The organism is Sphingosinicella humi, from assembly GCF_003129465.1.
Classification (GTDB): domain Bacteria; phylum Pseudomonadota; class Alphaproteobacteria; order Sphingomonadales; family Sphingomonadaceae; genus Allosphingosinicella; species Allosphingosinicella humi.
Map to the genome: position 1 here is coordinate 473,722 of NZ_QFFF01000001.1, position 12,632 is coordinate 486,353.

General features: G+C 63.6%; 13 protein-coding genes. 6 read left to right on the forward strand and 7 right to left on the reverse strand.

Translation table 11 applies throughout. From position 1 onward, the window contains the following. Positions 1-260 precede the first annotated feature (260 nt). Positions 261-569, reverse strand: a complete 309-nt coding sequence (locus DF286_RS02405; protein WP_109269990.1) for an ArsR/SmtB family transcription factor — start codon at positions 567-569, stop codon at positions 261-263. A gap of 86 nt (positions 570-655) precedes the next feature. On the opposite strand from DF286_RS02405, the gene DF286_RS02410 reads away from it, so the two are divergent. Continuing rightward, a complete protein-coding gene (locus DF286_RS02410; protein WP_109271930.1) occupies positions 656-1,255 on the forward strand; it encodes an alpha-ketoglutarate-dependent dioxygenase AlkB in 600 nt (199 codons plus the stop codon). Here DF286_RS02410 and DF286_RS02415 read toward each other — a convergent pair. Together DF286_RS02415 and DF286_RS02420 are read right to left on the reverse strand one after the other, a co-directional pair. Continuing rightward, positions 1,252-1,917 carry a cell wall hydrolase gene (locus tag DF286_RS02415; RefSeq protein WP_109269991.1) on the reverse strand — a complete coding sequence of 222 codons (666 nt, stop codon included), beginning with the start codon at positions 1,915-1,917 and terminating at the stop codon, positions 1,252-1,254. The genes DF286_RS02410 and DF286_RS02415 overlap by 4 nt on opposite strands. A 266-nt stretch (positions 1,918-2,183) precedes the next feature. Further along, complete coding sequence (locus DF286_RS02420) at positions 2,184-2,639, reverse strand: hypothetical protein (RefSeq protein WP_109269992.1); 456 nt, start codon at positions 2,637-2,639, stop codon at positions 2,184-2,186. Between the two features lie 124 nt (positions 2,640-2,763). Here DF286_RS02420 and DF286_RS02425 point away from each other — a divergent pair, with 124 nt between their 5' ends. From DF286_RS02425 to DF286_RS02440, 4 genes are all read left to right on the forward strand, one after another. Beyond that, positions 2,764-3,372, forward strand: a complete 609-nt coding sequence (locus DF286_RS02425; RefSeq protein ID WP_109269993.1) for a cytochrome b — start codon at positions 2,764-2,766, stop codon at positions 3,370-3,372. A gap of 111 nt (positions 3,373-3,483) precedes the next feature. Further along, positions 3,484-3,882 (forward strand): EVE domain-containing protein, encoded by a 399-nt coding sequence (locus tag DF286_RS02430; protein ID WP_109269994.1) that lies wholly within the window; start codon positions 3,484-3,486, stop codon positions 3,880-3,882. Positions 3,883-4,330: 448 nt separating this feature from the next. Beyond that, complete coding sequence (locus DF286_RS02435; RefSeq protein WP_109269995.1) at positions 4,331-7,369, forward strand: N-6 DNA methylase; 3,039 nt, start codon at positions 4,331-4,333, stop codon at positions 7,367-7,369. Then, complete coding sequence (locus tag DF286_RS02440) at positions 7,366-8,037, forward strand: hypothetical protein (RefSeq protein WP_109269996.1); 672 nt, start codon at positions 7,366-7,368, stop codon at positions 8,035-8,037. Before DF286_RS02435 ends, DF286_RS02440 begins: the two co-directional genes overlap by 4 nt. A gap of 35 nt (positions 8,038-8,072) precedes the next feature. Here DF286_RS02440 and typA read toward each other — a convergent pair whose 3' ends face one another. Further along, positions 8,073-9,890 (reverse strand): translational GTPase TypA, encoded by a 1,818-nt coding sequence (typA, locus tag DF286_RS02445; RefSeq protein WP_109269997.1) that lies wholly within the window; start codon positions 9,888-9,890, stop codon positions 8,073-8,075. Between the two features lie 181 nt (positions 9,891-10,071). Between typA and DF286_RS02450 the strand changes: the two genes are divergently transcribed. Beyond that, a complete protein-coding gene (locus DF286_RS02450) occupies positions 10,072-11,109 on the forward strand; it encodes a magnesium transporter (RefSeq protein ID WP_207789993.1) in 1,038 nt (345 codons plus the stop codon). Here DF286_RS02450 and DF286_RS02455 read toward each other — a convergent pair. From DF286_RS02455 to cydB, 3 genes are read right to left on the reverse strand one after another with little or no spacing between them, the layout of a single operon-like run. Then, positions 11,106-11,507 (reverse strand): DUF423 domain-containing protein, encoded by a 402-nt coding sequence (locus DF286_RS02455; protein WP_109269999.1) that lies wholly within the window; start codon positions 11,505-11,507, stop codon positions 11,106-11,108. The two genes, DF286_RS02450 and DF286_RS02455, sit on opposite strands and share 4 nt — an antisense overlap. Continuing rightward, entirely contained in the window at positions 11,495-11,614 is a 120-nt protein-coding gene (locus tag DF286_RS02460) for a DUF2474 family protein (protein ID WP_109270000.1), read from the reverse strand. Before DF286_RS02460 ends, DF286_RS02455 begins: the two co-directional genes overlap by 13 nt. Further along, on the reverse strand, positions 11,611-12,612 hold the full coding sequence (gene cydB / locus DF286_RS02465; protein ID WP_109270001.1) for a cytochrome d ubiquinol oxidase subunit II: 1,002 nt from the start codon (positions 12,610-12,612) through the stop codon (positions 11,611-11,613). Before cydB ends, DF286_RS02460 begins: the two co-directional genes overlap by 4 nt. Positions 12,613-12,632 lie beyond the last annotated feature (20 nt).

The window sequence follows — 12,632 nt, forward strand, 5'->3', positions numbered from 1 at the left end:
GCGCGACGGCTGAACTCTTCGGCGAGATGTCGGTGCCACGCCTGGGCGGTGGGTGTTATCGCCCGCACTGCCGCCATAGCTTCCTGCGCGGCACGGCGTGAGTAATAGCTTTGATCGGACTCCATGACTCAACCCCCAAGGAACCACTGCACATACACGCTGCAACGGCAAAGTTATGGTTTGGTTAACGCCGCACGCCAAAACTACGGCGTTGCGCCAGTCACTGTATCGCCCCACGGATCGGGCCGTTCCTCCCAGCGTCATTCGCTCGTGGCGAAACGCCCGTCCCAAAAGCCTTCGTAAAAGCGGATCCACTGATCCGCAAGCCTGAGCGGTTCGGGCTCCAGCCGGCATATATAGGATCGCCCTTCCTTGCGGCGGCTGATCAGCCCCGCCCGCTCCAGCACCCGCACATGCTTGGAAGCGGCGGCGAAGGACATGCTGAAGGGCGCGGCCAGTTCGCCGATATTGCGCTCGCCCAGCGCGAGGCTGCGCAGCATCACCCGGCGCGTCGGATCGGCGAGAGCGTGAAAGAGGGCGTCGAGCGAGGCGGAGCTTTGCCGGACCATGGCCGAACGCTAGCGGCACAGGCGTCAACTGTAAACCACCGGGTTTAATGTGGAGCCGGCGGTTCAACCGGTTCGTTGAGCGCCTCATGACGGCGCATCAGTTCGGATTGTTCGAAACAGAACCAGCCCGGCCGGAGGGGCTTGCCTATCGGGACGATTTCGTCTCGGTTGAAGAGGAAAGACTCTTGGCCGCCCATATCTCGGAACTGCCGTTCAAACCGTTCGAATTTCACGGCTTCCAGGGCAATCGCCGCACCGTCTCGTTCGGCTGGCATTACGCCTTCGATGGCAGCGGCCTTCAGGAAACGGAGCCGATCCCGCCCTTCCTGCTTCCGCTGCGCGACCGTGCCGCCCGCTTCGCCGGGCTCGCGCCGCCAGCGCTTCCACATGTTCTGGTCATCGAATATGCGCCCGGCGCCGGCATCGGCTGGCATCGCGACCGCCCCGTGTTCGACGATGTGATCGGCGTGTCGCTGCTCGCCGAGGCCAGGCTGCGCTTCAGGCGGAAGCGCGCAGCCGGTTGGGAACGCGCGACGCTCGTCGCCCGGCCCCGCTCCGCCTATCTGCTGAGGGGCCCTGCCCGCTCCGAATGGGAGCACAGCATCCCGGCCATGGACCGCCTGCGCTACTCGATCACCTTCAGGAGCTTTCGCGAGGACTCCGACCCGCGCCGGTCGTCCGTCTAGCTGTAGAAGATGTGGGTGCCGATCTTGTCGGCGCGCTCCAGGCGCTTGCCCCAGGACGGCGCGACATAGTCGGCGTGATACCAAAGGACGTCGTCGTCGAGCTTCCCGGCCACCTTCTCCGTCGCGATCCTGGCGATCGCCACCGCCTTGCTCCATGCCTCGGAGCTGCGGTCCGCGGCGGGGATGCTGCCGGTGGCGTTGACGAACGAGAATTGCCAGGGCTGGGTGATGACCTCGCACAAGGTCGTCGGATATTTGCCGGAAGCGGCGCGGTTCAGCACGACCTCGGCGACCGCCAGCTGGCCGAGCAGGGATTCGCCCCGCGCCTCGAAATAGACGGCGCCGGCGAGGCATTCTTCCTCCTCATCGGCGGGCTCGGCGCCGGCATAGGCCACGACCAGCTCTTCCAGCCCGCGCGGCCGCGGCAGGGCGGCCTTGGCGACCTGCACCATCTCGGCCGCCGCAGCGACGGCTTCGGCGCTGTTGGCGCTGGCCTCGGCCAGACGGCCGGCGTCGATGGTCGCGTTGGCATGGTCAGCAACCGGATTGACGGCCGGCGCGGCATCGACATCGGTCGCCATTGAAGGTCCGGCGAAGGTGGCGGTCGCGACGAAGGCGAACGCGGCCGCGGCAGCGCCGCCGGCACGAAGCATGTTGATCATCAATTCTCAAATATGTGCGGTTCGGCCGACCCCCTGGATGCAGGACGCATCCGGATCCGCCCCCCGACTTGCATGGCCGCGTGCCCGTAGGTCTTACCGGCGGTCCCCGCTCTTTCAGTCAAGTGCTGAGGGCAATTTGGCCGGACTGATCGGAGAGATCAATTAGTAGAAATACTCTAATCGTCGAATCGAGCCGAATCCTGCGACAACCCGATGGAACCATTTGACTTGTCGTTGATTTGGCTCGCCTCGCCGAACGCGTAACGTTAATTGGCGACCAGCTTGACGAAGGCGCTCGATACCCAGCCGGATCCGCACGGCCCTTCATAGGGCTGGCGCACCGTCACCGGCCCGGCGACGCCGCAGGAGGGATCGAGCGTCCCGCCCTCGTGGAAGACGACGCCCATCCAGTCCTGATCGTGCGAGCGCGTGCAGACGAAGAAGCGAGTCCCCGCCGCGATCGCCCCCGTCTCCTCGGCCGCGTCGAACGGCGCCGCCCGCACCGGCAGGCGGCCGCCCTCGGCGAGATTGCGGGTGGTGCCCGCGGCGTTGCAGGCGTTGAAGCTGGCGCCCAGCTCGCCGATCCGCACCGGCACCGAACCCACCGTCACCGGCGCCGGCTCCGACCGCTCCAGCTCGATGCTCTCGGCGAAATGATTGTCCTGGACGGGTTCGCCGCAACCGGCGAGGCCCGCGAGGGCGAGAAGGATGAGGCGGCGCATGGGACCTATCTGGCGGCTGCGGCCTGGGAAATCCAGAGCGGGGCTTGTGGTCACATTGGCCCTTGCGGAACGTCGGCGTCCGGTGAATGTTCTGATCTCGTAACGAGGCCCCAAGGAGTCGCTCATGACCACGACCGTGCCCGAAGCCGTGCCGCAGCCCGAAACGATCCTGCGCTACAACAATGTCGCCGCCGCCATCCACTGGCTGACCGTGGTGCTGCTGCTGACCCAGGTCTATGTCGGCTTCACCTTCCACAATATGGAACGCGGGCCGGAGCGCGCCGAATGGTTCACCTGGCACAAGACCATCGGCGCCACGATCCTCGTCCTCTCCCTCATCCGCCTCGCCTGGCGCCTCGCGCACAAGCCGCCGCCCTTCCCTGTCGAGCTGCCGCGCTGGGAGCGCATCGCCGCCGTCTGGAACCACCGCGCCTTCTATGTCCTGCTGATCGTCCTGCCGCTGACAGGGCTCCTCACCGTCTCCGGCGGCGCCAACGAAGCAACCACGCGACTGGTCGGCGGCATCCCGCTGCCGCTCATCCCCGGCATCTCGGAGGCGCTCGGCGACACCTTCGGCGGCATCCACGAGTTGCTGGTGAGGGTCACCATCGCGCTCATCGTCATCCACGTGCTCGCCGCCTTGAAGCACCAGTTCGTCGACCACAGCCGCGCCGAAGGCCGCATGCCCCCCTTCCGCGAACGCGACCGCACGCCTACGGCGCCGGTGAATTAGCGCACCGCCCGTCATTGCGAGCGGAGCGAAGCAATCCAGGCCGCGCAAGTTCTGGATTGCTTCGTCGCGTCGCTCCTCGCAATGACGGGCAGACACAACTAAGGAAGACCCATGGCCTATTGGCTGATGAAGTCCGAGCCCGACACCTATAGCTGGGACGATCTCGTCCGCGATCGAAGCACCGACTGGGACGGCGTCCGCAACAACGCCGCCCGCCTGCACCTCCGCGCGATGAAGCCCGGCGACGAGGCCTTCTTCTACCATAGCGGCGCCGAGCGGGCGGTGGTCGGCATGATGCGCATCACCGGCGAGGGCAAGCCCGACGGCGAGGACGGCAGCTGGGTCAAGGTCCCCGTCGAGCCGGTGCGGGCGCTGGAACGGCCGGTGACGCTGCAGGCGATCAAGGCCGAACCCAGCCTGGCGCAGATGGAACTGGTCCGGCAGTCGCGTCTCTCGGTCTCTCCCGTCCGTGGCGATGAGTGGGCGCTGGTGCTGAAGATGGCGGGCTGAGCCGCCCGGGCGACCCCACCGCCCCCCCCCGCGAATGGTCCCGATGTTCGCAGTGGCCATGGGGGCGGAGGGAGCGACTTCCCAACCGGCCTGCCCTGAGCCACGATGCGGATGCGAAGCCTCCCGAGAAGCGGGCGGGAGGGCACCTTTCTTCTGCATGAGCTGTCTCCCGGCTTTTGGAACAAAAGGCGAATCGACCAGGATATGCCTCAAGAGAGGGCCTGTAGGAAATAGTTTGTTCTTGGTTGGTTCTGCCTGCCGTGCTAATCGGCGTCGGCAGGTCACGTCGTGACGATGGGCGCATGGGTCATGCATCCCAAACTGCCGGCCTTGGTGAGCGGAGCTGCTAAGTGGCTCGTCTGATTCAGTATTTTCTGTGAACTCATTGATTCGAAATAACTATTGCACCAGCTTATAAAAACTGCCACATTCCGACGAGGGAGCGATAATGACGGCAGCGCTGGTAACCGGTTGGCTGGAAGCCCTCGGTTACGAGGGAATTGGAGACGCGCTAGTCAGCGACGTCAACGAGATTGGGCGCCGACCTTATGCCTCTGAACTTTATGACTTACTCGACCCTGCGGGTGACTATCGCTTAGATGCGGTATTCTTGGTCGAAAACACGCCGACTATTTGTTTCATTGAGGGGGCACAGGTTCATGATCAAGCCCTGATCGACGCTTTGCGCCAGCGTCTGTGGAACCAGAATTTGGCTTCTGCGCTACTTGTTCTGCACTCGGGCGAGTTGTGCGCCTATTCCGTCCCGAAATGGAAAAACGCTCTTGCGACCGACAGAATTGGGCGCGCCGAAGCTCGGCTCGACGGTCACTGGTCAGCAGGGGAAATACAGTCATCCGAAGTGCAGAGACGGCTTTCGGATTGGTTCGATCCAAACCGCCGTGTTGATCGTGATCTCCTACGCCAGCTCAGCATCGCCGTTACCCAACTGACGGGTGGGGCCACTCCACCCATCGAGCGCCAGCTCGAAGCGCAGATGCTCCTCGCACAGGTTCTGTTTGTTTCATACCTTGAACATCGTACGATCGTGGGTGACGATTACCGGGGAGAACACGATCTACGTCCGTTCCACGAACTCGTGAAAGCTCGTGACGGGGCGGCGCTCGACGCGCTCATCAAACAACTAAAGCACGACTTTAACGGCGACTTTCTGGAGCCGAGCGAGATAAGTTGGGCGCGTTTGGATGGAAGAGCTTTTGGCGTCGTCGACAGTCTTCTCTCGCGCATCAATCTGGAAACTGGGCAGCGCGACTTCTGGAATTACGATTTTAGTCAGATCCCGGTGGAACTCCTATCCGGTATTTACGAGACATTCCTTCAAGAAGAACGGAAGGTGGATGGAGCGTACTACACGCCGCGAATGCTCGCGGAATTGGCTGCTGAAGAGGCCTTTCGGGACATCGCCGACCCGTCCAATTTACGCATCTACGACGGGGCATGCGGCTCGGGAATCCTGCTTACTACCGCGTTTCGAAAGGTCGTCGCCTATCGCGAAGCTGCTCTGGATCGCGCGCTAGATATCAATGAGCGGATTGAGCTGCTGCAAGACACGATTTTCGGGGGGGATATCAATCACATCGCGTGCCGAGTGACGGCGTTCAGTCTTTATCTGTGCCTCCTAGAGCGATTGTCGCCACGAGACCTCGCTCGCCTCCAACGCGAGCATGATTGCAGACTACCGAAGTTGATCGGATCCAACATCGCCGAGGGCACATCAGAGGGTGATTTCTTCTCACCGAAGAACACTTTCTCCTCTTCATCCTCCTTCGATGTAGTGATCTCCAATCCACCTTGGCGCGAGTTGCGCGCAGACGAAGGTCAAACGGCAGTCGCTTGGGCCGCAAAGAATCGCATCCGCATGCCACACCGACAGTTCGCAGCAGCCTTTGCAGCGAAGGCGACCGAGGCAGCGCGCCCCGCCGGTCGGATTGTTCTGATCCTCCCGAGCTCGCTCATTACGGCCCCTACGAACGCTGACTTCCTCCGCCAATTCACCGTGCGCTTCTCGATCGAACGCATGATAAATCTCGCTGATTTCCGCCGCCTCCTTTTTGCTCAGGCGGAGCATGCTTGCACGATAGTGCGAGCATCCAACCTCCCAGGTCTACGCGGCGAGCGGATTACTGGCTCATTTGAGTATTGGATGCCGAAGGTGGACATTAGCTTCGCCTTCAACCGCCTAACACTGCACGAATACGATACGCTCAGCCTTCCACGTAGCTGCCTTGTCGAAGACAACGCTGTGCTCCGGCGACGGTTCTGGGGCGGGCGGCGCGACGCCGGCCTTGTGCAACGCCTCGCGCAGTTGCCGCGCCTTGGCGATGCGATGCGAGACGGAGGCTGGATTGCCGCCAAGGGCTATCACATGCGGGACGGCAATAAGACTGCCTCGCCCGAACCGCTGCTTCATCTCCGTTATCTCCCCACCAACGCACTCAACAGCCAGAGCCCGGTTGTCGATACGGCATTGCTGACCCACTTGCCCGTGGAACGCGGTGTGGCAAGTCACGGGAATTTGGCCATGTACGAAGGGCCGCGCGTGCTGTGGCCCGACGGGACATCTCCCGAAATCGAAGTACGAGCTGGTTTCTCTGACACGCCGTTCTGCTTCTCATCTGCGGTGGGCGGATTGCGCCTTCCAGAGGCCGAGCGCAGAACGGCGCGTCTACTAACTTGCTATCTCCGATCGAGCTTGGCGAAGTACTGGCTAATTCTCACTGGCTATTCCGCTTCCGCGGAGCGAGCACGTGTGACGGTAAGTGAAATTCGCTCGCTTCCCTTCATCAGGCCGGAACAGCATCCTCGCGCAGAAGTGGCCGAGCAAGCTCTCACAGAGGCTAATACGCAGCTTGCGCGGTTCGAAAGACCGGGCGGGATGGTCTTCGCGCAAGGCGCATACGAATTTGCGCGCGACGGAATCGACGAGCTGATTTTCCGATATTTTGGCCTGAGCGAGCATGAGCAAATTCTGATCCGAGATATGGTCGACCTGGTGGCCAAGAGTCTTCAGCCAACGAGCTATCCTGAGCTGCACACGCCATTGCAGGACCCCGTTCAGCGCGATGATGTTGCAGCGTATTTAGCCCAACTTCAGGAGACTCTATGCCGTTGGTCGGAAAGTAGCGGTGGCGAGGGCGCAATAAGCGTCGCTCGAGTTGATCGTGCTGGTGACCGAACTCCCATCGACGTAGTGCATATCGCCTTAGGCAAGACAATAAGCGAAGTAATGCGTTCGCCCCCACAGGCTGCTACTGTCCGAGAGCTGCTGACTGCCATTGCTTCGCGGATTGAGAAGGGCTCGAGCATCGACTTCTTTTCGATGCCGAACTCAATCTTTGTCTGGGGTAATGACGTTTATCTGGTGAAACCCTCCCGCAAGCGCTTCTGGACGAAGAGCGCCGCCCTTCGTGATGCCGACGAGGTTGTGGAGCTTTTGGTTAGCGAACCCGCGGAGGCGGCGGTCGCTTGAAGCGCATTATCAACGCATCCGGCGCAGCGCCTACTCTCTTCCCCTCCGTCGATTTCGACGCATTCTTAGCTTATCTCCGCGCGGTGTGGGCCGAGATAAAGGCGCTTAGCCCAAAGTGGTGGACCGCCAAGAAAGAAACCGATCTCGTTGGTGGTTTCTATGTCATGCTAAACGACGATGAATCACAGCTTCGACATGGCGTTGGATTCGGACATTTTTTCTATGAACCGACAGAGGTTGAGATCAATCCGAAGACAAATATGCCAAAGCCGATTGGACGTACGGACATCCAGTTTGCGTATGCCGCTCATATGGGGCCGCGATTGACGATTGAGTTCAAACGACTGAACAACAAGTCTCCTCTCCGGCAAAAATACTTCTCTCAGGGCGTTTCGCGCTTCGTCTCAGGTAAGTATGCCCCGTCGCATGACACCGCTCTCATGGTCGGGCTGGTGGAGGGATCGGCGACTAACGAAAAGGCAGGCTTGCTGAAGTATCTCAGGCTAGCGAGCACGAAAGCTTCCCTCGCCCTACAGCCGATCACTCATCCGGAGTACGGGGACCCATCCAAACATGGGCCTGCGGTCGATTTCGATACGTTGCACAAGAGGCCGACTAATTGCTCCTGTGAGGAAATCACGATCGGCCATATTCTTCTCGAGCGCTGATTAGGAGTATCAGCCCTAATCCAAGAGGCGGCCAACTAGGCCGCCTCCGCCTTGCGGCTTTGCCGCTTGCGCTCGTGGGGATCCAAATACCGCTTCCGTATCCGGATCACCTTCGGCGTCACCTCCACCAGCTCGTCGTCCTGGATATACGCAATCGCCTGTTCCAAGGTCATCCGCCGCGGCGGGGTCAGGCGGATGCCCTCATCCTTGCCTGAGGCGCGGAAGTTGGTGAGCTGCTTGCTCTTGAGCGGGTTTACTTCCAGGTCCTGGGGCTTGGCGTTCTCGCCGATCACCATGCCTTCGTAGAGCTTCTCGCCCGGCGCGATGAAGAGGATGCCGCGCTCCTCCAGCGCGTTCAGCGCATAGGCGACGGCCTCGCCCTGCTCCATCGAGATGAGCACGCCGTTCTGGCGGCCCTGGATCGGGCCCTTGTAGGGGCCGTATTTCTCGAACAGCCGGTTCATGATGCCGGTGCCGCGCGTGTCGCTGAGGAACTCGCCATGATAGCCGATGAGGCCGCGGCTGGGGGCGGAGAAGGTGAGGCGCGTCTTGCCGCCGCCCGAGGGACGCATGTCGGTCATCTCGGCCTTGCGCAGCGCCATCTTCTCGACGACCGTGCCGCTATGCTCGTCGTCGACGTCGACGACGACGGTCTCATAGGGCTCCTCGCGGCCGTTCGGGCCGTCGCGGAAGAGGACGCGGGGGCGGCTGATCGAGAGCTCGAAGCCTTCGCGGCGCATCGTCTCGATGAGGACGCCCAATTGAAGCTCGCCGCGGCCGGCGACTTCGAACGCGTCCTTGTCCTGGCTCTCGGTGATGCGGATGGCGACATTGCCCTCGGCCTCGCGCTCCAGCCGGTCGCGGATGACGCGGCTCTGCACCTTGTCGCCGTCGCGGCCGGCATAGGGGCTGTCGTTGACCGCGAAGCTCATGGCGAGCGTCGGCGGATCGATCGGGCGGGCGGGAAGCGGCTCGGTGACCGTGGGCGCGGCCATGGTGTTGGAGACGGTCGCCTTGGTGAGGCCGGCGATGGCGACGATGTCGCCCGCCTGCGCGCTCTCGACCGGCACGCGCTCGAGGCCGCGGAAGGCGAAGACCTTGGTGGCGCGGCCTTCCTCGACGACCTTGCCGGAGACGTCGAGCGCCTTGATTGGCATGTTGACGTCGAGCCGGCCGCTTTCGATGCGGCCGGTGAGGATGCGGCCGAGGAAGGGATCGCGGTCGAGCAGGGTGGCGAGCATCTTGAACTCGCCCGCGGGATCGAGGCCCGGCGCCGGGACATGGTCGACGATCTTCTGGAAGAGCGGCGTCAGGTCGCCCGAGCGGACGTCATCGGTTTCGCCGGCATAGCCGTTGCGGCCCGAGGCGTAGAGGACCGGGAAATCGAGCTGCTCGTCATTGGCATCGAGGCTCAGGAACAGCTCGAACACCTCGTCCAGCACCTCGGCCGGGCGGGCGTCGGGACGGTCGATCTTGTTGACGACAACGATGGGGCGAAGGCCGAGGCCGAGCGCCTTGCCGGTCACGAACTTGGTCTGCGGCATCGGCCCCTCGGCCGAATCGACGAGCAGAATGACGCCGTCGACCATCGAGAGGATGCGCTCCACCTCGGCGCCGAAATCGGCGTGGCCGGGCGTGTCGACGACATTGATGCGGGTGCCGTTCCACTCGACCGAGGTGCACTTGGCGAGGATGGTGATCCCTCGCTCCTTCTCCAGATCGTTCGAGTCCATGGCCCGCTCGTCCACGCGCTGGTTGTCGCGGAAGGTGCCGGACTGGCGGAACAACTGGTCGACAAGAGTCGTCTTGCCGTGATCGACGTGGGCGATGATCGCCACGTTGCGAAGGCTCATGCAAAATTCCCGATGGAGCGAAATGAGGCGCGCATATAGCGGCGATGGTGCGCCGCAACAAGTGCGGCGTTCGTCTCGTATTTGAAAAGTTTATCGTTCAAATCGGCGTCCTCGACTACAAGAAGTGGCGGTCCTCGCGCCCGTCATTCACCTTCCAACGCGCAACTTGCGGGAGGTATTCGTGGCGACCAGCTTAGAGACGGCGATGCCGGTCCAGCCCGCGGCGGATTCGGTCAAGATCGCGGCCAGGAACGAGACCGCCGGCGATTTGATGTCCCCGCCGGTGGGCGTGTTCGGACCGCAGATGACGGTGGCGGAGACGGTGGAGCAACTGCGCGAGCTGACCCGGGCCGCCTTCATCACCTATTGCTACGTAACCGACCCGGCGGGGAAGCTGCTGGGCCTGGTGGTGATGCGCGACATGCTCCTCGCCAGGCCCGAGGCGCGGCTCGAGGAGATCATGCTGAGGGACGTCTTCGCGCTTCCGGAGACGATGCCGCTCGCCGATGCGCTGAAGGAAGCGCTCGTCCGGCATTTTCCGGTCTATCCCGTGGTCGACGGGCACGGCGTCCTCAAGGGGCTGATCCGCGGCGAGCGGCTGTTCGCCGAGCGGGCGATCGAGATCAGCGCCCAGGCCGGCGCCATGGTCGGCGTCGAGAAGGAGGAGCGGCTCTCGACCCCGCTGAAGCGGAGCCTGCTGCTCCGCCACCCCTGGCTGCAGGTCAATCTCGTCACCGCCTTCGTCGCCGCGGCGGTCGTCGGCGTGTTCGAGGATACGCTCGCCCAGCTCGTCATCCTCGCCGTGTTCCTGCCCGTCATGGCCGGCCAGTCGGGCAATACCGGCTGCCAGGCGCTGGCGGTGGCGCTGCGCGGCATGACCCTTGGCGACCTGAAGCCCGGCACCGAACGCGCCCTCGTCATGAAGGAGGGCATGCTCGGCTTCTTCAACGGCCTCTTCGTCGGCATCAGCGCCGGCCTCGGCATGTTCGTCTATGCGACCATGCAGGGCGAAGCGAATGCGTGGCTGATGGGCCTGGTTGCGCTGACCGCGATGGTGGCGAGCTGCGTGATCAGCGGCCTCGCCGGCGCGCTCATCCCGCTCACCCTCAAGCGGCTGGGCGCCGACCCGGCGACGGCGTCGAGCATCTTCCTCACCACCGCCAGCGACGTCGCCAGCATGGGCATCTTCCTCTCGCTCGCGACGGTGCTGCTGCTCTAGGCGCCGCGATGGCGCCAGGCGTGCCAACCGAGCCAAAGCCAGCCGGCGATCATGAGCGCGCCGCCCACGGGCGTGATCGCGCCGAGCCAGGTGAGGCCGGTCAGCGCCATCAGATAGAGCGTGCCGGAGAAGATGATGGCGCCGACGGCGAGGAACAGGGCGGGGACGGCCGAGCGCACGCCGCGCAGAGCCGCCAAGGCTATCAGCGCGACGGCGTGCCACATCTGATACTGGACGGCCGTCTGCCACCAGCCCGCCTCGCGCGGCCCCAGCACGTCCCGGAGCGCATGGGCGCCGAAGGCGCCCAGCGCGACGCCCACGGCGGCCAGCAAAGCGCCGGCGACCAGGATCGGGCGGGAGAAGGCAGCGGAGGTCGAAGCGGGGCTCAATGGATCCATAGCCTCAGCCCATAGGCGACCGCGCCGACCACGGCCACTCCCGCCGCCCAGAGCCCCACGAACCAGGCGAGGCGCTTCCACCAGGGAGCCGGCGCGGTCTCGCTCAATGATAGCCTTCCTCGCCGACCTTGCCGCGGAACACCCAGTAGGACCAGGCGGTGTAGGCGAGGATCAGCGGGATCAGCACGGCCGAGCCCACCAGCATGAAGATCTGGCTGCTCTCCGGCGCGGCCGCCTCCCAGATCGAGACGCGGCCGGGGATGACGTCCGGCCAGATCGAAATGGCAAGGCCGAGCATGGTGAGGGCGAAGATGACGAGGGTGAAGACGAACGGCATCCAGTCCCGCCCGCGGCCGATGCTCCACCAGAGCGCCAGCGCCGCGGCTCCGAAAAAGAGCGGCATCGGCACCGCGACGAGCAGCCCCGGAAACTCGAACCAGCGCTCATAATATTTGGGCTCGACGAAGGGCGTGGCGAGGCTGACCGCGCCGATGGCGACGAGCAGCGCCGGCATCAGCCATTTGGCGAAGCGGCGCGCGTCGTCGTGCAGGCGTCCTTCGCTCTTCCAGATGAGCCAGGTCGCGCCGAGCAGGGCGTAGCCGATGACGAGGCTGAGGCCGGTGAGAAGGCTGAAAGGCGTCAGCCAATCCCACCAGCCGCCCGCATAGGCTCGCCCCTCCACCATGATGCCCTGAAGAAGCGCACCGAGCGTGATGCCCTGGGCGAAGGTGGCGATGAGCGAACCGAGCATGAAGCCGAGGTCCCAGCCGCGCCGATGCCGGGGATCGCGCCAGCGGAACTCGAAGGCGACGCCCCGGAAGATGAGCCCCAGCAGCATGGCGATGATCGGCGCATAAAGGGCGGGAAGGACGATGGCATAGGCCAGCGGGAAGGCGGCCATCAGCCCGCCGCCGCCCATAACCAGCCAGGTCTCGTTGCCGTCCCAGACGGGCGCCACGGCGTTCATCGCCTGGTCCCGTTCCTTGCCGACGGTGAAGAATTTGAAGAGGATGCCGATGCCGAGATCGAACCCGTCCATCACCACATAGGCCGCGACCGCGAACGCGATGATGAAGGCCCAGAGGACTGTGAGATCGGGGTTCATGGATGCGGCCTCCTCAATCC

Coding starts and splice junctions, on each gene's coding strand:
- DF286_RS02405 (WP_109269990.1), bottom strand. CDS start 569: ATGGTCCGGCAAAGCTCCGCCTCGCTCGACGCCCTCTTTCACGCTCTC.
- DF286_RS02410 (WP_109271930.1), top strand. CDS start 656: ATGACGGCGCATCAGTTCGGATTGTTCGAAACAGAACCAGCCCGGCCG.
- DF286_RS02415 (WP_109269991.1), bottom strand. CDS start 1,917: ATGATCAACATGCTTCGTGCCGGCGGCGCTGCCGCGGCCGCGTTCGCC.
- DF286_RS02420 (WP_109269992.1), bottom strand. CDS start 2,639: ATGCGCCGCCTCATCCTTCTCGCCCTCGCGGGCCTCGCCGGTTGCGGC.
- DF286_RS02425 (WP_109269993.1), top strand. CDS start 2,764: ATGACCACGACCGTGCCCGAAGCCGTGCCGCAGCCCGAAACGATCCTG.
- DF286_RS02430 (WP_109269994.1), top strand. CDS start 3,484: ATGGCCTATTGGCTGATGAAGTCCGAGCCCGACACCTATAGCTGGGAC.
- DF286_RS02435 (WP_109269995.1), top strand. CDS start 4,331: ATGACGGCAGCGCTGGTAACCGGTTGGCTGGAAGCCCTCGGTTACGAG.
- typA (WP_109269997.1), bottom strand. CDS start 9,890: ATGAGCCTTCGCAACGTGGCGATCATCGCCCACGTCGATCACGGCAAG.
- DF286_RS02455 (WP_109269999.1), bottom strand. CDS start 11,507: ATGGATCCATTGAGCCCCGCTTCGACCTCCGCTGCCTTCTCCCGCCCG.
- cydB (WP_109270001.1), bottom strand. CDS start 12,612: ATGAACCCCGATCTCACAGTCCTCTGGGCCTTCATCATCGCGTTCGCG.